The 25,051-nt window shown below is 28.8% G+C and carries 23 protein-coding genes; 5 read left to right on the top strand and 18 right to left on the bottom strand.

The genetic code is table 11. The annotated features are described in order from the left end of the window. Positions 1–110 precede the first annotated feature (110 nt). From L8W69_RS07730 to L8W69_RS07705, 6 genes are all read right to left on the bottom strand, one after another. On the bottom strand, positions 111–2,219 hold the full coding sequence (locus L8W69_RS07730; protein ID WP_263666825.1) for a polyribonucleotide nucleotidyltransferase: 2,109 nt from the start codon (positions 2,217–2,219) through the stop codon (positions 111–113). 135 nt (positions 2,220–2,354) lie between these two features. Next, positions 2,355–3,014 (bottom strand): phosphoribosyltransferase, encoded by a 660-nt coding sequence (locus tag L8W69_RS07725; protein ID WP_259443367.1) that lies wholly within the window; start codon positions 3,012–3,014, stop codon positions 2,355–2,357. Further along, entirely contained in the window at positions 3,011–5,047 is a 2,037-nt protein-coding gene (locus L8W69_RS07720) for an LPS-assembly protein LptD (RefSeq protein WP_263666826.1), read from the bottom strand. Before L8W69_RS07720 ends, L8W69_RS07725 begins: the two co-directional genes overlap by 4 nt. After that, on the bottom strand, positions 5,037–5,495 hold the full coding sequence (locus L8W69_RS07715; protein ID WP_133319881.1) for an RDD family protein: 459 nt from the start codon (positions 5,493–5,495) through the stop codon (positions 5,037–5,039). Before L8W69_RS07715 ends, L8W69_RS07720 begins: the two co-directional genes overlap by 11 nt. After that, the gene (purD, locus tag L8W69_RS07710; RefSeq protein ID WP_263660749.1) at positions 5,492–6,742 is read right to left on the bottom strand and encodes a phosphoribosylamine--glycine ligase; all 1,251 of its coding nucleotides are present in this window, start codon (positions 6,740–6,742) and stop codon (positions 5,492–5,494) included. The genes L8W69_RS07715 and purD overlap by 4 nt, the downstream gene beginning before the upstream one ends. Positions 6,743–7,000: 258 nt before the next feature. Beyond that, positions 7,001–8,440, bottom strand: coding sequence for a hypothetical protein (locus tag L8W69_RS07705; RefSeq protein ID WP_133319879.1), 1,440 nt, complete (start codon positions 8,438–8,440; stop codon positions 7,001–7,003). A 112-nt stretch (positions 8,441–8,552) separates the two neighbouring features. On the opposite strand from L8W69_RS07705, the gene L8W69_RS07700 reads away from it, so the two are divergent. Further along, positions 8,553–9,104, top strand: a complete 552-nt coding sequence (locus L8W69_RS07700; protein ID WP_133319878.1) for a class I SAM-dependent methyltransferase — start codon at positions 8,553–8,555, stop codon at positions 9,102–9,104. Here L8W69_RS07700 and guaA read toward each other — a convergent pair whose 3' ends face one another. After that, positions 9,105–10,640 (bottom strand): glutamine-hydrolyzing GMP synthase, encoded by a 1,536-nt coding sequence (guaA, locus tag L8W69_RS07695; RefSeq protein WP_220567179.1) that lies wholly within the window; start codon positions 10,638–10,640, stop codon positions 9,105–9,107. 9 nt (positions 10,641–10,649) lie between these two features. Further along, positions 10,650–12,008: a sodium:proton antiporter NhaD gene (gene nhaD, locus L8W69_RS07690; RefSeq protein ID WP_263666824.1), complete on the bottom strand. Its 1,359-nt coding sequence runs from the start codon at positions 12,006–12,008 to the stop codon at positions 10,650–10,652. Positions 12,009–12,142: 134 nt separating this feature from the next. Here nhaD and L8W69_RS07685 point away from each other — a divergent pair, with 134 nt between their 5' ends. The 3 genes from L8W69_RS07685 to L8W69_RS07675 are packed head-to-tail and all read left to right on the top strand — an operon-like array spanning position 12,143 to position 15,427. Continuing rightward, positions 12,143–12,616, top strand: a complete 474-nt coding sequence (locus tag L8W69_RS07685) for a hypothetical protein (RefSeq protein ID WP_263659807.1) — start codon at positions 12,143–12,145, stop codon at positions 12,614–12,616. After that, a complete protein-coding gene (uvrC, locus tag L8W69_RS07680) occupies positions 12,609–14,402 on the top strand; it encodes an excinuclease ABC subunit UvrC (RefSeq protein ID WP_263661658.1) in 1,794 nt (597 codons plus the stop codon). Before L8W69_RS07685 ends, uvrC begins: the two co-directional genes overlap by 8 nt. Further along, positions 14,399–15,427: a hypothetical protein gene (locus L8W69_RS07675; protein WP_263661659.1), complete on the top strand. Its 1,029-nt coding sequence runs from the start codon at positions 14,399–14,401 to the stop codon at positions 15,425–15,427. Before uvrC ends, L8W69_RS07675 begins: the two co-directional genes overlap by 4 nt. Here the strand turns inward: L8W69_RS07675 and recR are convergent. The 3 genes from recR to L8W69_RS07660 are packed head-to-tail and all read right to left on the bottom strand — an operon-like array spanning position 15,414 to position 17,888. Beyond that, entirely contained in the window at positions 15,414–15,986 is a 573-nt protein-coding gene (gene recR / locus L8W69_RS07670) for a recombination mediator RecR (RefSeq protein WP_263661660.1), read from the bottom strand. The genes L8W69_RS07675 and recR overlap by 14 nt on opposite strands. A gap of 1 nt (position 15,987) precedes the next feature. Beyond that, positions 15,988–17,220 (bottom strand): ArsS family sensor histidine kinase, encoded by a 1,233-nt coding sequence (locus L8W69_RS07665; RefSeq protein ID WP_220567174.1) that lies wholly within the window; start codon positions 17,218–17,220, stop codon positions 15,988–15,990. Continuing rightward, positions 17,217–17,888: a response regulator transcription factor gene (locus tag L8W69_RS07660; RefSeq protein WP_066006696.1), complete on the bottom strand. Its 672-nt coding sequence runs from the start codon at positions 17,886–17,888 to the stop codon at positions 17,217–17,219. Before L8W69_RS07660 ends, L8W69_RS07665 begins: the two co-directional genes overlap by 4 nt. 115 nt (positions 17,889–18,003) lie before the next feature. Between L8W69_RS07660 and dnaJ the strand changes: the two genes are divergently transcribed. Further along, positions 18,004–19,125, top strand: coding sequence for a molecular chaperone DnaJ (dnaJ, locus tag L8W69_RS07655; RefSeq protein WP_263661661.1), 1,122 nt, complete (start codon positions 18,004–18,006; stop codon positions 19,123–19,125). On the opposite strand, the gene L8W69_RS07650 is transcribed toward dnaJ, so the two are convergent. The 7 genes from L8W69_RS07650 to L8W69_RS07620 are packed head-to-tail and all read right to left on the bottom strand — an operon-like array spanning position 19,122 to position 25,038. Then, complete coding sequence (locus tag L8W69_RS07650) at positions 19,122–19,904, bottom strand: shikimate dehydrogenase (protein WP_263661662.1); 783 nt, start codon at positions 19,902–19,904, stop codon at positions 19,122–19,124. The genes dnaJ and L8W69_RS07650 overlap by 4 nt on opposite strands. Next, positions 19,901–20,707, bottom strand: a complete 807-nt coding sequence (locus L8W69_RS07645) for an SPOR domain-containing protein (protein WP_263666823.1) — start codon at positions 20,705–20,707, stop codon at positions 19,901–19,903. Before L8W69_RS07645 ends, L8W69_RS07650 begins: the two co-directional genes overlap by 4 nt. A gap of 18 nt (positions 20,708–20,725) precedes the next feature. Then, positions 20,726–21,271 carry a DUF1882 domain-containing protein gene (locus L8W69_RS07640; RefSeq protein WP_133319866.1) on the bottom strand — a complete coding sequence of 182 codons (546 nt, stop codon included), beginning with the start codon at positions 21,269–21,271 and terminating at the stop codon, positions 20,726–20,728. Further along, on the bottom strand, positions 21,268–22,509 hold the full coding sequence (locus L8W69_RS07635; RefSeq protein WP_133319865.1) for a serine hydroxymethyltransferase: 1,242 nt from the start codon (positions 22,507–22,509) through the stop codon (positions 21,268–21,270). The genes L8W69_RS07640 and L8W69_RS07635 overlap by 4 nt, the downstream gene beginning before the upstream one ends. After that, on the bottom strand, positions 22,510–24,012 hold the full coding sequence (gene lysS / locus L8W69_RS07630) for a lysine--tRNA ligase (protein WP_263666822.1): 1,503 nt from the start codon (positions 24,010–24,012) through the stop codon (positions 22,510–22,512). It abuts the gene before it with no gap. Positions 24,013–24,023: 11 nt separating this feature from the next. After that, positions 24,024–24,479: a Fur family transcriptional regulator gene (locus L8W69_RS07625; protein WP_043019516.1), complete on the bottom strand. Its 456-nt coding sequence runs from the start codon at positions 24,477–24,479 to the stop codon at positions 24,024–24,026. Next, the gene (locus L8W69_RS07620; RefSeq protein ID WP_263666821.1) at positions 24,469–25,038 is read right to left on the bottom strand and encodes a CvpA family protein; all 570 of its coding nucleotides are present in this window, start codon (positions 25,036–25,038) and stop codon (positions 24,469–24,471) included. The genes L8W69_RS07625 and L8W69_RS07620 overlap by 11 nt, the downstream gene beginning before the upstream one ends. Positions 25,039–25,051: the final 13 nt, after the last annotated feature.

The following is a 25,051-nucleotide window of genomic DNA, read 5'->3' as shown; positions in this document are numbered from 1 at the left end:
CTGAGCTAACGAGACAATCAAAAAATGAAATTATGCCAAAAGAATATTTTTTTGTCAAGATCTAAAATAAAAATTTAAGCATATTCTTAAATATGCTTAAATTTAAACGATTAAGCTAAGTCCAATGACACTTTTCCATTTTTAATTTCTGCCACCTTAACCTTAACCTCGTTACCAATTTCTAACTTTTCCTTGAATTTAGAATTATGCAATAAACCATCTACGCCATCTCTAAGTTCTACAAAAACTCCAAATTCTACAACTTTTTGAACTTTTCCTATAAATTCTTCTCCGATATCAAATTTAGGCACTTCTTTTCTATCGCGCTTTTTATTAGAACCTTTAGAATGAACTAAATTTAATATATATTCTTTGCTTTGAGAAATAAAATCATGATTAATTCCTGCTATTTTAACCTCACCTTTATCTCTATCTAAGTCAATATTAACTTCAAATTTTTCTATAATCTCTTTTATAGTTTTACCACCTTGGCCAATAATATCAGGGATTTTACTTGGATCTACATTAAAAATTTCAATCTTTGGTAAAATTGTTTCATTAACAACTATGTTTTGATTAGCCTCTTCCATTAATTGTAAAATGTGCTCCCTAGCTTCTTTTGCTTGATATAAAGCCTCTTTTAAAACTTGTTGCTCTATACCGCCAAGTTTTATATCCATCTGCAAAGCAGTGATTCCCTCGTAACTCCCTGCTACTTTAAAATCCATATCTCCATCATGATCCTCAAGACCCATAATATCTGTTAAAATAGCATATTTTTCATCTTCAAAAACAAGTCCCATTGCCACACCTGCCACTAGTTTTTCACTTTTTACCCCTGCGGCTCTTAAAGCCAAAGCACCACCACAAACAGTAGCCATGGAACTAGAACCGTTGCTTTCTAAAATTTCAGACACTAAACGAATAGTATGAATATAATCCGTATCAATACTAGGATGTAAAGCTCTTTTTGCTAAATTTCCATGCCCTAACTCTCTTCTACCTGGAGCTTTTATAGGAGTAGCCTCACCTACAGAAAAACCTGGAAAATTATAATTTACCATAAATTTTTCGCATATTGGATTTTTCTCTGTTAACAAATCTGACATTTGCGCATCATTATCACTTCCCAAAGTAGCTATAACTAAAGCTTGAGTTTGTCCTCTAGTAAAAAGACACGATCCATGTGCATTTGGCAGAATATTTGTCTCTATATCTATCTTTCTAACATCTTTAAAACCTCTACCATCTGCCCTTTTATTTTCATTAAGAATTTGACTTCTAACAAGCTCTCTTTTGCACAAATATAAAGCTTTCTCAATATCTTCAATTTTCCATTCATTTTCAATAGCACTAGCTTCATTTTCAATCTCTTTTGCTATTTGTGAGATTTCACTTGCTCTTTCACTTTTCGCCATTTGGTTAATTGCAATTTTAAGCTTTGAGATATAAGAATTTTTAATAAAATCAACAATTTTACCACCATCTGTTTCTATTTTAAATTCAAGTTTGGAATTTTTTCTATAAGCAGCAAAAACTCTTTCATATTCATTAGAGCCACGCAAAATCGCATTACCTGCAAATTCCAAAGCCTTTAAAACATCATCCTCATTAAGCTCATTCATATAATGTTGACCATTTTGTTTGTTTGCTAAAGCTCTCATTTCTATCATTAAAAGCTCATCTTTAACACCCGCCACATAAAGGTCTAAGGTGCTATTTTTTAATTCACTATTGCTTGGATTTAAAACAAATTCATTATTCATACGACCTATTCTTACACCACAAACTGGCGCTTTTATAGGAATATCACTTAAATATAAAGCAATGCTTGCGGCATTTAAACTCATCACTTGCAGATCTACTTCAGGATCAGCAGAAAGAACCATTACTACAATTTGAGTTGGATAGGCATAGCCTTTTGGGAAAAGAGGTCTTAAACTTCTATCTATAATCCTTGCACTTAAAGTTTCATTATCACCTGGTTTAGTTTCTCTTTTTACATAACCACCTGGAATTCTTCCTGCTGCATAAGCTTTTTCTATATATTGTACCGTAAGAGGTAAAAAATCCTCTTCTACCATTTTTTCTTCTCTAGCAACAGTTGCCAAAACTACAGCATTTTTTTCTTGCATTAAAACTGCACCTGCTGCTTGTTTTGCAACCTTATTAGTCTCAAATATTTCAAGATGATTATTAATATTTATTTCATGTCGCATGATTTTTCCTTTAATATTTTCATCATAGGCAAAAACCAAATAAGCTTTTTAAATTTTAAAAATTAAAACTTAAAAAGCCTGTTTTTGTTTTGCCTATAAATTTATATCTAAACAACCGATTGTTTAGATATAAATTTATCTCTTTAATGGAAGATAATATTTACTTTCTTCTAAAATATCTAAAATTTCATGAGCTTGCAAAATCGTTTTATTTTTAAAATAAAACTCAATATTCACAAAATGATCAATTTTTTGCACACAATAAACCTCATCTACAAAAACACCGATATATTCATATACATCACTTGGCATTAAAGCAGTAGCATAAACAATACTATTTACTTCTTCTTTTAACAAACTTTTAATACATGAAGAAGCAGTAATTCCACTTTCGCAACCTTCATGCAATATTAAAATATTTCTCCCTTTTAAATCCTTTAAAAGATTTCCTTTTCTATAACGATACACATTTTTTAAAATTTTTTCTTCGTAGGTTCTATTGGCTTCACCATAAATATAATCTAAACTTATATCAAAAGCTTTAATTAAAGCCTCATTATAAACCAACTCCTTTGTTTCACTAATCATAGCTATTTGACATTCATCATTATTAGGAGCTTTAATTTGTTCTGTAAATAAAAAATCATATGGAATTTCTAATTTTTGTGCTAGTGTATCAACAAAAACTATCGATTTTAAAGAAGGTGTAATAATAATATAATCTTTTAGTTTGTTTAATGGTAATATATCATATAATTTCTCAAGTGCATCTTTTTCATCTTCAAAAAATATCATATCGACCTTTCATTTTCCTCTAAAGAAAAATCATAAGATACTCCGCCTAATGGATAAAAATTAAACATAAAATATACACCACTTTGATCTTTAGCACTAATACCACCACTTGTAAGTTTAGGTGAAATATCTTTGCGATACATCAAAGAATAATTCCAACATTTTCTTTGATAAGTATAACCTATCTCCCATTTTTCAGGATCTTTGTTCAAATCAAACCACAATCCACCAAAAATTTGATAATTAGTATTTATATCATATTGGGCTTTAGTCCCTATAAAATTATATTTTTCATTCTCATACATTCTATAAGCATGGTTTAAACTAATCTTCCATTCACCATAATCAAACAAAGCTTCACTAAAAACCTTATCAAAACGATTATCAGCTCCAGAATATTCAGCTTCATTTCTTAAACTTATATAATCATTGTAAAAATATTCTACAACATTATCAAAAGCACCAAAGCTACCTTCTTTAGTAAAGTATTTAACCTTCAAGTTATGATATAATTTTTTTTTGCCTAAAGTATTATAAAAATACTGATACATTGAAAAATTAAGTTGCTCAGGATCATTTTTTAACTCTACAAAATCTTCAGTGATTTCACCCGATTTAGCTCCAGGTAGAAAATAATTAACCCCTAAATATAGAGTATGATAAAAATTTTCATATGGCTTTGAAAGATCTGTATATAAAGAAAAATTATGAGAATTTCTAAATAAATGTTCTTGATTTTTAACATCTGTATTAGAATAATCTACAAAATTTGCATATATCCTTTCTGTGAAAGCAAAATTTAAAAAATCATCAAAAAAACTCGTATGATAAATTAAAGGTAAATCAAAATCTAAAGTTTTAGCATAAATACCCGTATGTCTATAATACCTATGAAAAGAAGCATCCAAGCTATATTGTATATAATTATCAAAAAATCCATTTAAATATCTATGATATTGAAAAGATGGATATTCTTGTAAAGTATCTTTATTGCTAATTTTAGAAGTGTCTATATAATACTTTGCATAAGCACCATAATAATTATCATCATCTGATAAAAAATAATTTATTTTAGAAGTAACTAAAGAAGCTTCGGTTTTTGTACTAGAACTTAAATTCATATAATCAACATCATTTAAATAAGTAGCATCAACCCATAAACCCTCTTGAAATTCTTCACCTAAAAGACTTTTAAATAAAGATTCATTGGAATATTTAACCCCTAAACCATAGTGTTCTTTATTTTTTAAATTTTCTTCTCTTTTATAACTTGATTTTTCACCAAAAATACCACCGCTAATTTCACCTTGAGAATAAGGGGTATCAATAAATCTTAAAGTTGAGTATAAGCCATAACCTCTTTTTGTTCTAATCTGAGGTTCAAATTGAATGTCCACATTATCATCAATAACATAATAAATTGGCTGATTATAATATAGCCCCTCACTTTGTTTTAAAACTACTTGGGGAATTAACAATCCGCTTTTTCTTTTAGTGTCTACACTAAAACCAAAATAAGGTAAATACATTACCGGAACATTTTTTACATATAATCTTGCATTATAAAGATGTAAAAAATTACTCTCTTTGTTTAATTTGCCTTCATCAAAACGAATTTCCCAATCAGGATTTTCAACATTACAACTAGATACAACAGACTTTTTACTCATTACAAATTTGTCATCAATTTTAGCTTGATGACATTGTAGCCAAACCTCCAAATCATTATTTGAAAAAAATAAATTTTTAAAAGCTGTAGTGTTATCTTTTAAGTTAATCTTCGTATAAGTAGAATTAGTTCTTTCTTTTTGCCCCCTTAAGATATTAACATCTCCAAAAAGCTCCAAATCTTTTGTTGTTTCATTAAATTTAGCCTCGCTTGCAGTTATCAAATAAAAATCAGATACTACAACTACATTATTTTTTGCCTCTATGATATCATTTTTTTTGACAACATCCAAAGCATAAATATCTACTTTGGAAGCATATAAACTTCCTATGCAAGCCAAAGAAAGTAATATTTTACGCAAGATCTATCACCACTGTTTTGGCCGCATAATCATGCCAAGTTTTTAAAACGATATTACTTAAAGCCCAAGCAAAACCCAAACCATACAACATATCACTAATTTGCCTTACACCTGCTCTTAAAGCACTTTGAATGAAATTTGGTTTATCTAATAAGTTTTGATCAATAACCATAATCTTCAAAAGCATTTTTCCTAAAGTTGCGCCATATAAATATGTAAATAAACTATGATATGTAAATTGCAAAATTAAAGTTCCACCAGCAAAACGTATTAAAAGATTGTGAATTTCATCATAAGTTTGCATAGAACTAATCTTATCAAATAAAATAATACTCACAATAGCTAAAATCACAAAACTATCAACAATATAAGCTAAAAATCTTTTTTTAAAACTTGCTATTTTTAGCTCTTCTTTTTCTAGTTTGTCAAATAATTCTTGATTTGCACTCATTTAAGAACCTGAAAAGCAATATCTTTTCTATGTTGTTTTCCTTTAAAATGAACATTATCACAAAGCATATAAGCGTTTTTTTGCGCTTCTTCAATACTTTTTCCAATTCCTACACAAACTAATACACGACCACCACTAGCATATAGTTTGTTATTTTCTAAAATTACTCCAGCATAAGAAATATGAGAATTTTGCGGAATTTCTCCTATATCAATTAATGCTTTTGGAGAATCTTTATAAGGATAGTTTTTACTTGCACAAACCACACCTACTGCAAATTCATCTTTGATTTTTATACGAGTATTTGCAAGATTTTTATTCACACATGCTAAAAATAAATCCAAAGGATTTTCTATCAAAGGCATCAAAACTTCACACTCAGGATCACCAAAACGCACATTGTATTCTAAAACATAAGGTTTATTATTTACAACCATCAAACCTATAAACAATACTCCAACAAATTCAGCACCCTCTTCTTTCATACCTTTAAGAGTTGGTACTACTATATCTTTTTTTACTTGCTCTAATAAATTTTCACTTGCTAAAATACTTGGAGCATATGCACCCATTCCTCCTGTGTTTGGTCCCTTATCATTATCCAGTAATCTTTTATGATCTTGTGCAGCAGGTAACAATATAAAATCATCTCCATCACAAACTGCAAATACACTTAATTCAAATCCGTTGAGATATTCTTCTATAACAACAATCTTACCAGCTTCACCAAAACTCTCTCCGCTAAGCATATTTTTAGTAGCCTCTAAAGCTTCTTCATGGCTTTGAGCAATAATCACACCTTTGCCCGCACACAAACCATCTGCTTTTACCACTATAGGAGGAGTTAAACTCATAATAAATTTCTTAGCTTTCTCATAATCTGTTGTATTTAAAAATTTAGCTGTTTTAATTTTATATTTTTTTAAAAAACTCTTCATATAAGATTTTGAAGCTTCAAGCATAGCAGCAGCTTTAGTAGGACCAAAAATAGCAATATTATTTTCTTTAAAAAGATCTACTATACCCTCTGCTAGAAAATTTTCACTTCCAACTATGCAAAGATCAATCTCAGATGCCTTTGCATAAGCTGTAATAACCTTAGGATCTTTCATATTAAGATTTGTTCCTATTTTAGCGGTAGCACCATTTCCTGGTGCAAAATAAAATTCCAAATTATCATTTGTTTTTTGAAGAGCCAAAGCGATAGAATATTCCCTAGCACCGCTTCCTAATATTAAAATTTTCATTATTTTCCTTAAAATATCAAAACCCAAATGGCCGGAGTATAAGTGTCTGACCCTCAAAAAGTCAAAGTATGCCATTAGGTGATTTTTAAAGGCTGCAGCTTCTCGCTTTTTTCAAAACTCAAACGAAGTCACAGAACACGGTAAATCACACATCACAGCTTATAATTAATGTGTTGGATCCTCTTTAATACCATATCGAACCATTTAGGCATTCTAATTATAACTAAGAAAACTTAAAAATAGGGTTTAAAAGGATTTTTATAAAATTTTGAATTTAGTTTTAGAGTCCTTTTTTAAAAAATACTTTCCCTCTAAAATAACATCAGCAACAGATGCCCAAATAGTTTTTTCATCTACATAAACTATATCAAATTCAGTATTTTTCATCAATCCTTGATAATTTACTTTTTTAGGTGCATGCTTAACAACATAATAAGGATTCATTGCAAAAATTTGGATTTTCATATTAACATATAAATCAGGATTGGAAGTAACTATTAAAAAACTTTTTTCACATTCTTTTCTTACTTTTTTAACATAAGAAAGCAATAATTGATCATTTGGATTTAGTGCATGTTTATTTAATCTATTTAAATAAAGTTCAGCAAAAGAAAGAGTGCAGAAAGAAATTTCGCTTGCAGTTTTAAAATAAGAATTTTTTATACTTGTTGATTTTAAAGATTTTTTCCAAATTTCTATATCTAATTTTGTAGCACATATATTTAAACCTTGTTTAATTTTCTCAAAAAGTTTCTCTCTAGCCATATTAAAACTATTATTAAAAATGGTAAGGTTTTTTTCATAGAAAGACTTTCTCATTGCCTCTAATTTTTCAATGCTTTTTGTAAAATAATCTACTTCATTTTTTATTTCAACAAGCTTTTGTTTTTTACTTTGTATCATTTCTTCAAATTCTTGTCGTTTTTTGCCACTTTCTGTTTCTATTCTCGCTTGTTTTGATTTAATATCTGTAATCAAAGTACTCATTTGGCGATCAAGTGCTAATTTTCTATTTTTCCTATTGTCGATCGAAGCAAGAAGGGCTTGATAATGACATTGATGAGACAAAAAGACCTCATCATACAAACGCTCCATGTTGATATGTTTTTGTTTATCTTTCATATCTTTATAAGCCATTTCAAGATGTACTATAATATTTTTCATAGCAGAAAAGTCAGCTTGGTTAATGGTATTATCTGAAAAAAGCAAAGTATCCAAAGCTTTATGTAAAAAACGCTTCATAGCAAAAAAATCTATAATATATGGCACCTCATCTGTATTAATATCTTTCACAGCATTGATTGATAGTGTTTCATTATAAAAATACCTTTGAATGGCTTGTGGGATAGTCAAATTTAGAGTAATCTTATCAAGATTATCATAATCAGTTTCTCTATAAAGCTCTTGAACATAAGCATCACGCCTTGTTAGTCTTAAATCCTCCAATTCATCATCACTATCTGTTTTCCAAAAATCTCTTTCTTTGATAAAATCATTATCTCCAAATTCTTGAAATTTAGAAGGTCTTAAATCTGTAATATGCTTTCCATCGGATCTAAACTCAACAAACATACCAACCGTTGGCATGCTTCTTTTATCGTGCCAAGCATGTTTGTTAAATTCAAAAAATGTTTTTGCAAGATTAATTACTGTTCCTCTTCCAGTACCATCCACATAAACCATTATTTTTCCATGCATATCCAAATCCTTGATCTAAAGAAAAATTAAATTCTTATTTTAACTTTGTTTTCATAAATTTACAATAATATTTTAAAATTTATTAAAAATAACTATCTTAGGTATTTAATCTATGTTTTTATATCAATACTTTAAAAATCCAAAGCAAACAGGAGCATTTTGTGCAAGCTCAAAAAAACTAAGCAAACTCATAACCTCTCATGTCCAACATGCAAAAAATATTATTGAAATAGGACCTGGAACAGGAAGTTTTACCAAATATATCCTTAAGCAAAAAAATCATGATGCAAGATTTTTTGCAGTTGAAATTAATCCACATATGGCAAAAAAACTACAACAAAATATAAAAAATATAGATTTAGAAATTAGATCAGCGGAATTTCTACCTGATATGTTAGAAAAAAGAGCAATCAACAACGCGGACTTAATTATTTCTGGAATTCCTTGGGCTTTATTAAATTCCAAAGAACAAGATTTATTATTAAAGTCCATTCATGAAGTTTTAGAGGAAAATGGTTGCTTTGCAACATTTGCATATATACTGCCCACGCCAAAAGGAAGAGCTTTTAAGAAAAAACTTTTTACTACTTTTAGCAAGGTAGAAATTTCACCTATCATTTGGCAAAATCTCCCTCCTGCTTTTGTTTATTTTTGCACTAAATAACTATTCCCATTCAATAGTCGCTGGCGGCTTACTAGAAATATCATACACCACACGATTAATTCCTTCTACTTCATTAATAATACGGCGTGAAATATTTTCTAGTAACTCATAAGGTAAATGAGAAAAAGTAGCTGTCATACCATCACTTGCATTCACCACACGCACACAAACTGCATTATCATAAGTCCTATTATCTCCCATTACGCCAACACTTTGCACATTTAAAAGCACGCAAAAAGCCTGCCATGTTTTATCATACCAACCACTGCTTTTTAATTCTTCAATCAAAATCACATCAGCTTTTCTCAAAAGCTCCAAACTAGGCTCATTTACTTCACCCATAATGCGTATAGCAAGCCCTGGACCTGGAAAAGGATGACGATAAACTACATCTTTACTCAAGCCAAGTTCTATTCCTAAAGCTCTTACCTCATCTTTAAAAATTTCTTTTAGAGGTTCAATAAGTTTTAAATTCATCTTTTCAGGTAACCCACCCACATTATGATGAGATTTTATGGTTTTACTAGCTCCTACAACCGAACTTTCAATAATATCAGTATATAAAGTTCCTTGTGCTAAATATTTTACATCTTTATGTTTTTTAGCTTCTTCTTCAAAAACTTCTATAAAGGTATTTCCTATAATTTTTCTCTTTTGTTCAGGATCCCTAACACCTGCTAAGCGACTTAAAAAAATCTCCCTAGCATCAATACTAATTAGATCAATACCTAAAGTATGTCTAAACATATATTCAACTTGCTCTTTTTCACCGCTTCTTAAAAGACCATTATCAACAAATACTACTACCACTTGATCTTTTATCGCACTTGCTAGTAATGCAGCCACTACACTGCTATCAACCCCACCACTAACAGCACATAATACCTTATCATTACCTACTTCTTCTTTAATTTTTTGCGCTTGAGTTTTTGCAAAAGATCCCATATTCCATATACTATCACAATTACATGCATACTTAGCGAAATTTTTTAAGATGCTTTTTCCAAACTCACTATGTTGAACTTCAGGGTGAAATTGTAAAGCAAAAAATTTACGCTTTTCATCTCCAAATACACAAAAAGGACTATTTTCGCTTGTTGCTAAAACCTCAAAACCTTGTGGTAAATTTTCTACCTTATCAGAATGACTCATCCATACTGTTTGTTTTTTAGGTAAATTTTTAAACAAGTCACTATCATTTTGAATATCTATAGTTGCTTTGCCATATTCTTTATGACCTGCTGGAGCTACATTTGCACCAAAATGATGTGCCATAAGTTGCATACCATAACAAATTCCTAAAACTGGTATATTTAAATCAAAAACACCTTTATCACAAAAATAAGCATCATTTGCATATACACTAGCCGGTCCACCGCTTAAAATAATACCCTTAGGCTCTTTAATTTTAATTTCATCTAAACTTACATTAAAAGGTAAAATTTCTGCATATACGCCCTGCTCTCTTAATCTTCTTGCAATGAGCTGTGTATATTGCGAACCAAAGTCCAAAACCAAAATATCTGCTTTTTTCATCTAACTCCTTTATAAATTTAACAATTGAAATTGTATATACCAAACTATAATAGATACTATATATCCAACTAAAATCGTCCATGCATATTTTAAATGAGAATTAAAAGTATAAATTCCTTTCATTTTTCCCATTACCCCCACACCAGCTGCTGAGCCAAAGCTTATTAATGATCCTCCAATTCCTGCTGTAAGAGTTACTAAAAGCCATTGAGTATCATCCATACTTGGATTAGCTTTTAATACCGCACTCATAACTGGAACATTATCTACAATAGCAGATAAAAATCCTACGCTTATATTAATACTAGTAGCTCCAAATTTTGTATAAAGATCGGAAGCATAAGCAAGCCATCCAACAAAATGTAAAGCGCCCACAGCAGATAAAATTCCAAAGAAAAATAATAAAGTATCCATTTCAATACGCGTCATATAATGAAAAATATTCAAATCTTTTTTACCTTGTTTTCTATTGAAAAAATACATATATAAGCTGAGCAAAGAAAGACCAAAAATCATACCCCACATTGCAGGCAAATCGCAAATACTATGGATAAAAACTGCTAAAGCGATAGTTAAAAAACCAAGCACAATAAATACTTTACCACCTGGCTTAATTTCAACTTTTTCTAGATTATCTTTATGAAAATTTGGCTCAACATCAGGCACATAACGCGATAGCAAATAAGCCGTAAGAAACCATCCAATAAAAGAAGCAGGAAAAAGAGCAAAAAATTCAAAAAAAGTAGCTTTTTTTGCCGTCCAAACCATCAAAGTAGTAATATCACCAAATGGCGACCAAGCTCCGCCAGCATTAGCTGCTACTACAATATTTATAGCGCCTGGGATTAAAAATTCTTTATTATGTTTATCTATAGTTAAAAGCACAGTGGATAAAATCAAAGCCGTTGTAAGATTATCTGCAATCGGAGAGATAAAAAAAGCCAAAATTCCTGTTAGCCAAAATAATTTTCTATAAGTATAACCCTTGCTTACAAGCTTATATTTTAAAGTTTCAAAAACCGATCTTTCTATTAATGCTTCTATAAAAGTCATTGCTGCTATTAAGAAAAACACAATTTGTGCGATTTCCAAGATAAGATGATTAACGCTTTCTTCAAGTATTTGCGTGTCTAAATCATTTACTACCATATATATACCAATGACAATAAAAGAAAATGTTCCTATAAATAAAGCAGGTTTAGTTTTATTGATATGATATTTTTCTTCCGCTGCTATAAAATAATACCCCAATACAAAAATTATTAAAACACTTACACCTAAAACACTAAAAGCTAAATTTAATTCATGATTTTGATTTGCTAGTAAAAAACTAGCACCAAAACAAAGTAAAAAAAATATTCTGTTCATATTTCACTCTCCAAAGATTGGAATTTTTTTATTTCCTTTACACTGCCATTATTATCTTTTATCTCATAAAATGGAGCAGCTTTATAACCACATGCACTTAAAAATATTAATAAAAAAAATGTTACAATAATTAAATGGAAGTTAAAAATGATATTAAAACAAGTCGTGATGTTATTGATATATTTGCTAATTCTGAAAAATATAAACATTATAGACCTTTAAAAGCACTTTTGCAATATAAAGAGTTTTTAAAACTATTTAACCATAATCACCAACAAATGATTACTAAACTCTTTATAAAAAATAATACTTTGATTATTTTAGTTAAACACCACATTGCATATATGGAGCTTAATCACGATAATACCAAAAAAATGATTAAAAGTCTCATAAAAAACTATATTTTAGCTAAGCCAATGAGTAATTTTGCAAAAGTGGAAAATATAAAAATACTTAGCGACAAAAACTTTATATCCAAAAACAATACTTTTAGCGCACATAAAAAAACTCATCTAGAACTTTCTAATGGAAATTTTAAAAACCATTTTGAAAATCCTATTTTATATAATAAATTTGAAGAACTACGAAAGCTTATAAAAAATGCTTGAAAATGAACTCAAAACCTTACCTAATTTACCTGGCGTGTATCAGTATTTTGATATACAAGGTAAGCTTTTATATGTAGGTAAAGCCAAGAATTTAAAAAACCGCGTTAGAAGTTATTTTAATTTCACTCCAAAACTTTGCCCAAATCCTAGCAATAGTTTAAGAATTCAAAAGATGATTAGCCAAACACATCATTTAGAATTTATTACCACAAAAAGCGAGGCTGATGCTTTAATACTAGAAAATTCTTTTATAAAACAATTACACCCAAAATACAATATATTATTAAGAGATGATAAAACCTACCCTTATATTTATATAGACTTAAATGAAGATTTTCCAAGATTTGAAATTACAAGAAAAATCATCAAAAAAAATAAAATAAAATACTTTGGTCCATTTTTTAAAGGCGCAAAAGAGCTTTTAAATGCTTTATATTTATCTTTTGAGCTAAGACAAAAGAAATCTTGCAAAGAACTTTGTCTTTTTTATCAGATTAAGCGTTGCAAAGGTCCGTGCGAGCAAAAAATCTCTAAACAAGAATATGAAAAAATTATCCAAAAAGCCACACAAGCTCTTTTAAATCCCTTATCTTTAACAAAAAATTTAGAAAATAAAATGCTTGAATACGCAAAGAGTGAAAACTACGAAGAAGCAGCTCTTATAAGGGATCAAATTAAAACAATTGAAGATTTAAGTGTAAAAATACAAATAGACCTTGCAAAATTAGAAGATTTTGATATTTATGCTATTTATTGCGAAGAAAACATACTCTCCATGGTGCGTTTTGTAATAAATAATGGTAAAATCATTAGTTCAAACCATAAAATACTAGCTCTTAATAATCAAAACGAATTTGACTTAAATGCAATTTATAAACAATATATTCTAGAAAATTACACACAAGAATCTCCAATAAAATCAACTCGTATTTATACACACAAAGATTTTGAAGACATGAAGCTACTGCAAGATCTACTCAGCGAGAGATTTTCTAGAAGATTTTACCTTAAATCGCCAAAACTTGGTGAAAAAAAATCCCTGTGTGAGCTTGCTCTAGAAAATGCAAAAATAAACATACAAAAGCATTTAAAAAATGAAAATTATTTATTTTTAAAAGAATTAAAAGATTTTTTCAATCTGCAAAATTATCCCAATCATATAGAAATTTTTGATAATTCTCATATGCAAGGTGATGCAATTGTAGGTGCTTTAGTAACCTTCAAAGATGGGAAATTTGATAAAAGCTCTTATAGACACTATCATTTATCTTATAAAAATGATTATGATCAAATGCTTCAAATCCTTAGTAAAAGAGCTTTATCCTTTGATAAAAATCCACCGCCTGATTTATGGCTGATTGATGGTGGGAATGCCTTATTGAAACTAGCAAATGATATTATTAAAAGTTCTGGAGCAAATGTGGATATTTTAGCTATATCTAAAGAAAAAATAGATGCTAAAGCTTATAGAGCAAAAGGAAGTGCAAAAGATAAAATTTATACTCAAGAAGGAAAAATTCAACTTTCTACCGATGATAAAAAATTGCAATTTTTACAAAAATTACGCGATGAGGCACATCGCTTCGCAATTAGTTTTCACCAAAAAACAAAAAGAAAACAGGACCTACAAAGCTCTAAGCTGATACAACTTGGAATCTCTCAAGGTTATATTAAAAAATTTTTAGATTATTATGGTAGTTTTGATAAAATCAGTAAAGCCGATTTTAATGAATTAAAATCACTTTCTAATATAAAAATAGCCAAAATAATTAAGGAAAATTTATGATATTTTTTATTAGTTCTTTAACTTTGATTTTATGTTTTTTCAATTATTATTTTTTATATCCAATTGATCAAAAATTATTCTATATTTATACCTCTATTAGTATTTTAATATTTATCGCTACATGTATTTATTTAATCATAAAAAATCAAAAACTTAAAAAAGATAATATCATTATTCAAGAAATAGAAAAATTTTTAAAAATATCAAGTTCAACCTCTTTAATAGATCTAAAAGAAAAATTAAAAACATCATTTGAGCTAACGCAAAAACAATTGCAAGATCAAAAAATACAAAACAAACTTTTACAAAAAAACTTGCAATATCTTATTCAAAGTTTTAACTATATGGGATTAGAAAATTCCATTGCACTAAAACCGATTTTAAAAAAATATCAAATAAATACAAAAACAAAAAATATTATTTTTAAGAATATCCACGCATGCATTGTAAATGATGATATGATTGAAAATTTTTTATTACAATGTATTTTATTAGATATAGGCATTAGTAGTGAAATTTTTGATGATTTTCAAAAAGTAGAAAAAAAATATTCCTTTATTATTTCAAAGAAGAAAATAAAAAATACGCTAAACTACACATTTGTAGATGTCAATGTCAAAGATCTTATCAATTTTTTAAGTACAAATTTTAAAGAAGAAAGTTATCAAATAGCAAATTTATACAATGTATTGATTTTTAAATCTTCTAGTTTTGAAAATAATCTAATTTTAAATATAACCAATCAATTTTGCTCAAATAATCAAATCGTAGATAGCCTAAGTGATTTTAAGAACGCTTTAAAATTAAATTTTAGATTAATTTTGGTTGATTATGAAGTCATAAAGTTCGATATTTTACATTTTACTCAAATACTACATGAGTATAAAATACAAAATTCACAAAATAAAATTTTACTTTTTACCAAAAATAGAGTTAAAAATTGCGATTTTGCCGATGAAATTATAAATGACATTAGCAAAAATGAATGGATAATTTTACTTAAAAAATATATCAATCAAGTTTAGTTCTATGATTAATAGCCTTATGTAAAGATATAAAATCGACATTTTCCAAACTAACACCGCTTGGAATACCTTGGGCTATTTGGGAAAAACTCAAATTTAAATCCTTTAATTTTTCCTCTATAAAAAAAATTACAGCGTCTGAATTTAAGCCTTGAGTAAAAGCGAAAAAAATTTCTTTAGTATTTTTATTTTCAATCATTACTCTTAATTTAGTAATATTTTCTTCGTTGGTATTTTCTAGTACAAAATAAAGCCCATCATAGCTTTTACTATCTTCTAAAATTAATACATCTTTAGGATCTTGCACTATACAAATAATATTATTATTTCTTTCTATATCAGAACAAACTTCACATAATTCATTTTCACTTAAAGCCCCGCATTGTATACATTTTTTAATCCCTCTAATGGATTCTTCAATACTATAAGCAAGTTTAGAACCTAGCAAAGGATCTTTTATACAAACATGATAAGCAAGTCTTAATGCAGACTTTTTACCGATAGTAGGCAATGCAGAAAATGCATTTACCAATTCATTAAATTTTTCTAAATCTTTCAAGTCATTTTAACCTTGAAAAAACAATCTTAAAAATATGATAACCATCTTCATAACTATAAGTTAAATTATAACCATGAAGATTGCAAATATTATTGATAATATAAAGCCCCAATCCCATACCTTCAACTTGAGTATTTTGTTCTCTTACAAAAGGTTTCAAATAATAATCAAAAGTTTTTTTAAGTTGAACCCCTTTATTTCTAACAATTACATAGTCCCCTGAACATATAATCTCACAAGCTTTATCGTCAGAATATTTAATAGCATTATCAATCAAATTTTTAAGCATTAAGGAAAAAAGTTCTAAATCAGCAACAATCATAGTATCTTCTTTGTAAGAAATCTTAACTTTTTGATAAAAATCATCTCTCATGAGATAATCTTCAGCCTGCTCTAAAATTAAGCTCAAATGATAAGTTTGCAAATTTAGTTGGCAATTTCTAGATAAAACTTTTTCAATTTTACCAAATTCATCAATCAATAATTCAAGTCTTTCAAAAATCGCTACTAAGCGGTCTTTTTGTTTTTGATTGTCTAGCATCTCACAAACTATCCTACCTTTTCCAATAGGTGTTTTAAGTTCATGCATAATCATTCTTAAAAAAAATTGTCTTGATTTTACTAATTCTTGTATTTTATTAATAGCATGATCAAATTCAAAAGAAATTTCTGAAATCTCATCATTAATTTGTGAATATTCGGATAAAGGTTCTATTTTTCCAGCACTAATATTTTTAATTTTCTTTTTTAAAATTTTTAAAGGCATTAAAGATCTTAAAACAGAAAAATATAAAAATATAATCAAAATCAAACTAAAAAAGAAACTTAGTAAAAACAAATACTCTAAACGCGTAGATGCATTTAGCTCATAAAGCTGCTTTAAATTAACTTGTTCAACATAAAAAAAAATTTGATTATGGTAAATAATAGAAGAAAAACTACCGTAAGCAGAATTAACCTTAAGCACCTTTTCACCTTTTGCAACTATATGTTTTGCACTGCGTTCATTTTCAACTATTTTAAAAGACTTAGAAAGAAGATAATCATGAATTGAAAAACCTTCTTTTCTTTCTAAATTATATATAATTTTTTCTACAATTTCTTTTTGTCTATTTTGCTCATTGGTTAAATAAGAATCAACCTGAACCTTACCCAAGAGCACAAACAAAGCACAAACAAACAAAAAAGCCGTTGCAAAAAGAACGGTAATCTTAAGATTAATAGTTACTTTCATCCTATTAATTTATATCCTATCCCTCTAACTGAAAAAATATGCTTTGGTGCCTTCGAACTATCGCCGATCTTAGTTCTAAGCCTACCAATAATTACATCTAAACTTTTAGAATCTTTATCTTTTAAGCTTTTGCAGTGATACACAAGCTGCTCTCTGCTAACTGAAAATCCATGTTGTCTTATCATATAACTTAAAATTTCATATTCAGCAGGAGTTAAAATTAAAACCTCTTCATTGTAACTAATCTCATGTCTTTTTTCATCAATTTTAAAAGCTGAATTGATTATTTTTTCAGGAGTTTCATTTACGCGTTTTGAACGACGGATTAAACTCATAATTCTTGCATGCATTTCTTTAGGATCGTAAGGCTTTGGCAAATAATCATCCGCACCTATTTGAAGTCCTACAATTTTATCACTTAAATCGCTTCTAGCTGAAGAAATAATAATAGGAATACTATATTTTTCTCTTATTTCGCGACAAACTTCAAGACCATCAAGTCCAGGTAAAGTTAAATCAAGAATTAAACAATCATAATTTTTTATACCAGCACTCATTCCCAAATACGGATCTTCATAATTAGTAACTTTGATATTAAATTGGGCCAAATATTCTGCTAAAAACTCTGCAAAATCTGGATCATCTTCGATCATTAAAACATTAATCATCTCTACCCCTTATTAGTGAAAATATGTTACAAACTTAATATTATAACACATAATTTAACTATTCATTTATTTTTTTGCTAAAATTATAATATTAATTTTTCAAGAGAGGAAAAAAGTGGAACTTAATTATTATGAAATATTAGAAATTTCTCAAACTTCAGATAAAGAAACTATAAAAAAAGCTTATAGAAAAATGGCATTAAAATATCATCCTGATAGAAATCAAGGAGATAAAGAAGCTGAAGAAAAATTTAAACTTGTCAATGAAGCTTATGAAGTACTTAGCAATGATGAAAAGCGAAGTATATATGATAGATACGGCAAAGAAGGATTAAAAGGACAAACCGGTGGTTTTGGTGGTTTTGGAGATGTTGATTTAGGGGATATATTTTCAAGTTTTTTTGGAGATGGATTTGGTTTTGGAAACTCAACGCGTAAAAAAGAAAGAGGAAATAAATATCCACATGATTTAAAAATAGCGGTAAAGATTAGCTTCAAAGAGGCTGTTTTTGGCTGCAAAAAAGAAATTGATTTTACCTATAAAACATTTTGTAAAATATGCAATGGTAGTGGATCAGAAAATGGAAAAGAAGATATTTGTTCTCATTGTGGAGGAAAAGGACAAGTTGGTGTTAGACAAGGTTTTATGACTTTTGTACAAACTTGTGATCATTGTAAGGGCAGTGGGAAAATAATAAAAAATAAGTGTAAGACATGCCATGGAAATGGTTATGAAGAAATAAAAGATCATATAGAACTTGATATACCAGAAGGTATTGATAGTGGTATGAGTCTTAGAGTGCAAAACAAAGCAAATAAGCTTCCAAATTCTTCTCAAAGAGGTGATTTGTATATCAAAATCGTTGTAGAAGATGATAATAAATTTATTAGACATGATGATGATATATATACCATAGTACCTGTATTTTTTACCCAAGCTGCTCTTGGAAAGACAATTAAAATTTCCACCATAAGAGGAGAAGCTGATCTTAAACTTCCAGTGGGTGCAAAAGATAAACAAAAATTTGAATTAGCTAATGAAGGTGTTAAAAATATTCACAATGGAAAACTTGGTTCGCATATTGTACAAATTGAAATAAAATTTCCAAAAACACTTACTGATGAACAAAAAAATCTACTATTGCAACTTGAAAAAAGCTTTGGCTTAGAAAATGAGGAAGCTTTTATAGAACAAGAAAGCTTGTTTGACAAAATCAAATCTTGGTTTAGTCACTAAGGAAGTTTTAAAGCCATCTCCATGGCTTTATAAATTTCTTCTGTTTTTTGACACTCTAAAAATAGCTCAAAAGCAAAAACACCTTGCCATAAAAGCATTTGCGTGCCATCTTTTATTTTTAATCCATTTTCTCGTGCCAACTTTAAAAAAGATGTTTCTCTACTATAAATAACATCAAAAGCATACTTAGCTTTTTGAAAAATATTTTTTAAAATCCTTTCTTCACAAGGTAAACTTTCATCATGTAAACCCACACTAGTCGTATTTATTATCAAATCAAATTGTGTATTTAAATCAAGTTGATCATATAAAAAACATGGATAATTATTTAAATTTTTAAATCTAACACTAGAGCGATTTGCTATTGCAACTTCAATATTTATAGATTTTAAAGCATGAGCTAAAGCTTTAGCGGTGCCACCAGCACCTAAAATCAAAGCATTTTTAATAGAAAAAAAATTTTCAATTGCTTTTAAAAATCCCAAATAATCTGTATTGCAAGCATAAATTTTACCATCTTTGTTTATTAAAGTATTGGCAGATCCTATTTGCTTAACACTTTCATCACAAAAATCTGCAATTTTATACGCTTCTTCTTTAAAAGGTATAGTAATATTTGCTCCATCAAATTTTTGAACAATTTCTTTTAATTTTGCTTTATTTTTTAAATGGTATCTTGTATATATTGCGTCTTTTTTAAGAACTTGTAAAGCATTATTGTGCATTCTTGGAGATTTAGAATGCACAATAGGATCACCTATAACTGTGAAAATTTTCATTTTACTCTAAAAGTAAAAGCACCTTTTGCGATTTTAGAACGCACCTTTTCCAATTCAGCTTTTAATTCGCTTTCTTTATAAGGCCCAACTAAAACTTTTGTAAGTTCTTTGCCATTTACTGTTGTTTTGTAAATTTTATATTCATATCCATTTTCTTTAAGTATATTTAATTCTTTTGATTTAGGATCAAGACTATTTAAAGAAAAAACTTGAATATAAGCACCTGCAGGAAGTTGTGTTTGAATACTTGGGGTTTTTATACTCTCAAACAATTCATTTGCATTGCTTTGCTCTGGGGTTTTTGGCTTTTCAACAACATTAGTTTTTGATTTTTCAGAAGGTTTTTGAATTGGTTTTTCTATAGATTTTTCTACAGGCTTAATCTCTTCTTGTTTTTCTTCCACCTTAGCTGGTTCTTCTTTTGGTTCTGTTGATGTAATTTGATCTAATACACTATTGCTTGGAACTTCTTGCTTTTCCTCTATGGTATTATTTGCATCAGCCAATGAACTTTCTTCTTTCAGTTTTCTAGCTAAAGCTTCAAATTCATCCTCTTCTTTAGTATTATCTGTAATAGGCAAAGAATTAAAATTATTTTCATAAGAAGCTTGCTCTTGCGGCTCTGATGGCATTTGTAGTGATTTTTCCTCGCCTGGATCATTAATTAACTTCATTGCTATCATTACTACCAAAAACACAATAATTAAAATAATCGATCTGAGTAAAATTTTTTTAAGTTTTTCACTTTTATTGCTTTTTTGCAAGATAATATCATCAAATTCATTTTTGTTGTTTTCTTCCATTTTTCATCCTTTCAAAAATTACATATGTTTAGACCAAGAAGCGCCACGCTCTTTTTGATAAACCTCATAAGGTAAAGTTAAAATATTAAATTCCTTAGGTATATCCATACTAGGAAAAACTTTCCACTCTACAGGCATTTTTTGAGAAAAAAGCAAAGATAATTTTGATCCCAAAGAGCATGCTTCATTAAAAGTAGTATGTCCTTTATGGATATACAAATGCAAATGATTATTAGTTCTTGTTTTATAGGCAGTAAAATTTATAAAACCTTCTTCCCTTAAAACAAGCTGTGCTCTATGCCAAAAACGCTCTGCGTTAAAACCATTGTAATCAAATACAATATTTTCAACCTTATCAAAACTATTAATCAAAGAGTGTGCTACAATAATCTTTTTTTCCATATGTTCTTGTATAACATTAGCTGTCAAAGGAGCATTTACTTTTTCGAATTTATCAAAAAAAATTCTACCTTTATGCTCATATTTGTTAATTATAGCATTACGCTTAATATAATAATGGCTTGTAACCATTTTAATTAAAGCCAAATCCATAGTTGTAATCAAAATAAAGCCCTTTCATAAATAATAAAATTACTTGCCAAATTTTTCAGTTTAACTTTAATCTCTTCTTGTAGTTTTGTATTTTGTATATCATCTAAAATATCAGCTATATAATTTGCAACAATAGCAATTTGCTCCTCTTTAAAACCTCTTGCTGTTAAAGCTGCTGTTCCAAGTCTTAAACCACTCGTTACAAATGGACTTCTAGTTTCCCCTGGAACCGTATTTTTATTTGCTGTAATACCTGCTCTTTCTAAAGCTAAATCCGCATCTTTACCACTAAAATCTTTATTTAAAAAGCTTAATAAAATTAAATGATTATCAGTACCACCGCTAACTAAATCATATTTTCTATCTATTAGAACTTGAGCCAAGGTAGCAGTATTTTTAATGATTTGCTTAGCATAAATTTTCCACTCATCACTTAAGTTATATTTAAATCCAACAGCTTTGGCGGCAATTACATGCATTAATGGACCACCTTGAATACCCGGAAAAATTGCAGAATTGATTTTTTTGGCAATTTCTTCATCGTTACTCATAATAATCCCACCTCTTGGACCTCTTAAAGTTTTATGTGTTGTAGAGCTTACAACATGAGCATAGGGAAACGGGCTAGGATGCTCACCTGCTACAACCAATCCTGCAATATGCGCAACATCAGCAAATAAATATGCGCCAACCTCATCTGCTATTTCTCTAAATTTAGCAAAATCAATCACTCTAGGATAAGCACTAGCACCACAAACAATAAGTTTTGGCTTAACTTCTTTTGCTATCTCTCTAACTTTATCATAATTAATTCTCCCATCAAGCTCTACCCCATAAAAAAAACTTTCATAAACTTTTCCAGAAGAACTTACTTTAGAACCGTGAGTTAAATGTCCTCCGTGACTTAAATCCATACCCAAAATTCTATCACCAGGATTTAACAATGCCATATATACACCTTGATTTGCTTGAGAACCTGAATTAGGCTGTACATTGGCAAAATTACAATTAAAAAGTTTTTTACATCTTTCTATAGCAATTGTCTCAATTTCATCAACAAATTCGCATCCACCATAATATCTTTTACCAGGATAGCCTTCTGCATATTTATTTGTTAAAATACTCCCCATTACTTCCATTACTTCTGGTATAGTGAAATTCTCACTCGCTATCATTTCAAGACCATCACATTGTCTTGCTAGCTCCTTTTGGGTTAAATCAAAAATTTCTTTATCAAAATTTTCCAACATTTACTCTCCTTTTACCTCATTTTTAAGTGGCCTCATAGCTGGGAAAAGCACTACATCACGAATTGATTTTTTATTAATTAAAAGCATAACTAGCCTATCTATTCCTATGCCTTGACCTGCAGTTGGTGCCATAGCATAGCCCAATGCATTAACAAAATCTTCATCCATTTCACATGCTTCCTCATCACCTGCATTTTTAGCTTCAATTTGCTTTAAGAATCTCTCATATTGATCTAGCGGATCATTAAGTTCATTAAATCCATTAGCAATCTCTCTACCCGCGATAAACAATTCAAATCTTTCAGCAATATCCTTATCCTTATCACTCCTTCTAGACAAAGGACTTATAGAAATAGGAAAATCTATTACAAAAGTGGGATTAATCAACTTATCTTCAACATAATTATCAAAAAGTTCAGCTTGTAAATGACCTAATTCTAATTTTTCATTGGCTTCAAAACCATCTTTTTTTAATTTTTCTAAGATTAATTCTTTATTATTAATAAGCTCATCATCTAAACCGCCATATTTTTTCAAAGCATCTTTATAAGTAATTCTTTCAAATGGTTTGGAAAAATCAATTATTTTTTCATCAAATTCGAGCTTTTTACCTAAATTTAATTTATCCAAAAGCATAGCAAAAAGCTCTTCTGTTAAGTCCATTAAATCATGATAATTGTGATAAGCCCAATAAAACTCGATTGTAGTAAATTCAGGATTATGCGTTAAATCCATTCCTTCATTTCTAAAACACCTATTAATCTCATAAACTGCCTCAAAACCACCTACAATCAAACGCTTTAGATATAATTCTGGAGCAATTCTTAAAAATCTTTCCACGCCTAAAGCATTATGATAAGTCACAAAAGGCTTTGCATTTGCTCCTCCTGCAATAGGATGCATCATTGGTGTTTCAACCTCTAAAAATCCTTTATTATCAAAAAAAGATCTAATGTAAGAAACAATTTTAGAACGCAAAATAAAATCTTTTCTTACTTCACTATTCATAATCATATCAAGATATCTTTTTCTATATCTTTGCTCAATATCTGTCAGTCCATGATATTTTTCCGGTAAAGGCACTATGGCTTTTGTAGCTATTTGAATTTGCTCTACATGAAGACTAAATTCTCCTGTTTTAGTCATAAAAGGAAAACCTTTAACCAAAACAATATCTCCTACTTCAAGATATTTTTTTAAAATAGCAAAATATTCTTCTCCTAAAATATTTTGATTAAAATAAATTTGAATATTATCTTGCTCATCTTCTATATTAGCAAATACCGATTTACCAGCTATTCTAAGAAGTTTTAATCTTCCTGCTAACACTCCATATACTTTTTCATCACGCTGATTTTCCGTATCTTTAATGTATGTAAATTTATTTTTATATTCAACTATACTCATTTCTTTTTTCAAAAAATGTGGATATGGATTAATTCCTAGCTTTTTTAATTCTTGTGCTTTTTGAATTTTTTGTTGTTCTAAAATATTATCAAACATTAAATATACCTTTATTTTTTACTACATTGCGGACATAACCCATAAAGTTGCATTAAATGCCCTGTTAATTTAAAATTATATTCTTTTGCTATTAACATTTGTTGCTGCTCAATAATAGAATTTTCAAATTCAACTATTTCTCCACAACTTTTACAAATTAAATGATCATGATGGGGTTTATTTGCAAGTTCAAATTTCTTCCCTGAAGCTCCAAAAGATATAGAAGTAGCCATGCCCGATTCTTCTAATAAATTTAAAGTTCTATAAACTGTAGCAATTCCTACATTTAATTCAGGATTTTTTTGCTTGATTTCCACATACAAACTTTCTGGGGTATAATGCATATCACTATTATATAAAGTTTTCAAAAGCACTTCTCTTTGTTTGGTATATTTTAAGCCATTATCCTTAAGTGTCTTCTTAAAGCGCTCAAGTAAAACATCATATTCTATATTTTCAATTTGCATTATTTACCTCCGAATTTAGACTTATATTAGAATCTTTAATTCTTTCTTCTATTTTTTCTAAACTATTTTGAGTAAAATCAGTATTCATTATAAATTCACCTGTTTTTCTAAGTAAATTTAAAGTATGACTATTGTTTGCATATTTTTCTAAACTTGAATTTAAAAATTCTATATTATTAATACAAGCAACTAAAATTGCAAAAATTAAAAATATTTTAGCACTTCCAAATAAAAATCCACCTATACGATCTATAAAACCAAGACCACTCATGCTAAACATTTTTGATAATATATTTCCCAAGGCCATACATGCTATCCATATCACGATTAACAAAACTAAAAAACCTGCAAAAATAGCAAGATTTTCATTTTCAATTACATAAAAATTATTATTGATAATCTCTGCTATCTCTTTAGCATATCTTGAAGCAAGTAAAACCCCACCAACTATACCCAATAAACCAAAAATTTCTTTAAATAAGCCACTCACCAAGCCTTTTAAGCCTAAAATTACAGTCAAACCTAAAACAAAAACATCAAACCACGAAAAATTTTCCATCTACGCTAAACTC

The organism is Campylobacter sp. CNRCH_2016_3089 (assembly GCF_025772505.1).
Lineage (GTDB): Bacteria > Campylobacterota > Campylobacteria > Campylobacterales > Campylobacteraceae > Campylobacter_D > Campylobacter_D lari_D.
The sequence above is the reverse complement of the archived record's forward strand: the minus strand, read 5'-3'. Positions and strand labels throughout refer to the sequence as shown.

Excerpts from the sequence above, each read along its gene's own strand:
- L8W69_RS07730 (WP_263666825.1), bottom strand. The coding sequence starts at position 2,219 with ATGCGACATGAAATAAATATTAATAATCATCTTGAAATATTTGAGACT.
- L8W69_RS07725 (WP_259443367.1), bottom strand. The coding sequence starts at position 3,014 with ATGATATTTTTTGAAGATGAAAAAGATGCACTTGAGAAATTATATGAT.
- L8W69_RS07715 (WP_133319881.1), bottom strand. The coding sequence starts at position 5,495 with ATGAGTGCAAATCAAGAATTATTTGACAAACTAGAAAAAGAAGAGCTA.
- purD (WP_263660749.1), bottom strand. The coding sequence starts at position 6,742 with ATGAAAATTTTAATATTAGGAAGCGGTGCTAGGGAATATTCTATCGCT.
- L8W69_RS07705 (WP_133319879.1), bottom strand. The coding sequence starts at position 8,440 with ATGCATGGAAAAATAATGGTTTATGTGGATGGTACTGGAAGAGGAACA.
- L8W69_RS07700 (WP_133319878.1), top strand. The coding sequence starts at position 8,553 with ATGTTTTTATATCAATACTTTAAAAATCCAAAGCAAACAGGAGCATTT.
- guaA (WP_220567179.1), bottom strand. The coding sequence starts at position 10,640 with ATGAAAAAAGCAGATATTTTGGTTTTGGACTTTGGTTCGCAATATACA.
- nhaD (WP_263666824.1), bottom strand. The coding sequence starts at position 12,008 with ATGAACAGAATATTTTTTTTACTTTGTTTTGGTGCTAGTTTTTTACTA.
- L8W69_RS07685 (WP_263659807.1), top strand. The coding sequence starts at position 12,143 with ATGGAAGTTAAAAATGATATTAAAACAAGTCGTGATGTTATTGATATA.
- uvrC (WP_263661658.1), top strand. The coding sequence starts at position 12,609 with ATGCTTGAAAATGAACTCAAAACCTTACCTAATTTACCTGGCGTGTAT.
- L8W69_RS07675 (WP_263661659.1), top strand. The coding sequence starts at position 14,399 with ATGATATTTTTTATTAGTTCTTTAACTTTGATTTTATGTTTTTTCAAT.
- L8W69_RS07665 (WP_220567174.1), bottom strand. The coding sequence starts at position 17,220 with ATGAAAGTAACTATTAATCTTAAGATTACCGTTCTTTTTGCAACGGCT.
- L8W69_RS07660 (WP_066006696.1), bottom strand. The coding sequence starts at position 17,888 with ATGATTAATGTTTTAATGATCGAAGATGATCCAGATTTTGCAGAGTTT.
- L8W69_RS07650 (WP_263661662.1), bottom strand. The coding sequence starts at position 19,904 with ATGAAAATTTTCACAGTTATAGGTGATCCTATTGTGCATTCTAAATCT.
- L8W69_RS07645 (WP_263666823.1), bottom strand. The coding sequence starts at position 20,707 with ATGGAAGAAAACAACAAAAATGAATTTGATGATATTATCTTGCAAAAA.
- L8W69_RS07635 (WP_133319865.1), bottom strand. The coding sequence starts at position 22,509 with ATGTTGGAAAATTTTGATAAAGAAATTTTTGATTTAACCCAAAAGGAG.
- lysS (WP_263666822.1), bottom strand. The coding sequence starts at position 24,012 with ATGTTTGATAATATTTTAGAACAACAAAAAATTCAAAAAGCACAAGAA.
- L8W69_RS07625 (WP_043019516.1), bottom strand. The coding sequence starts at position 24,479 with ATGCAAATTGAAAATATAGAATATGATGTTTTACTTGAGCGCTTTAAG.
- L8W69_RS07620 (WP_263666821.1), bottom strand. The coding sequence starts at position 25,038 with ATGGAAAATTTTTCGTGGTTTGATGTTTTTGTTTTAGGTTTGACTGTA.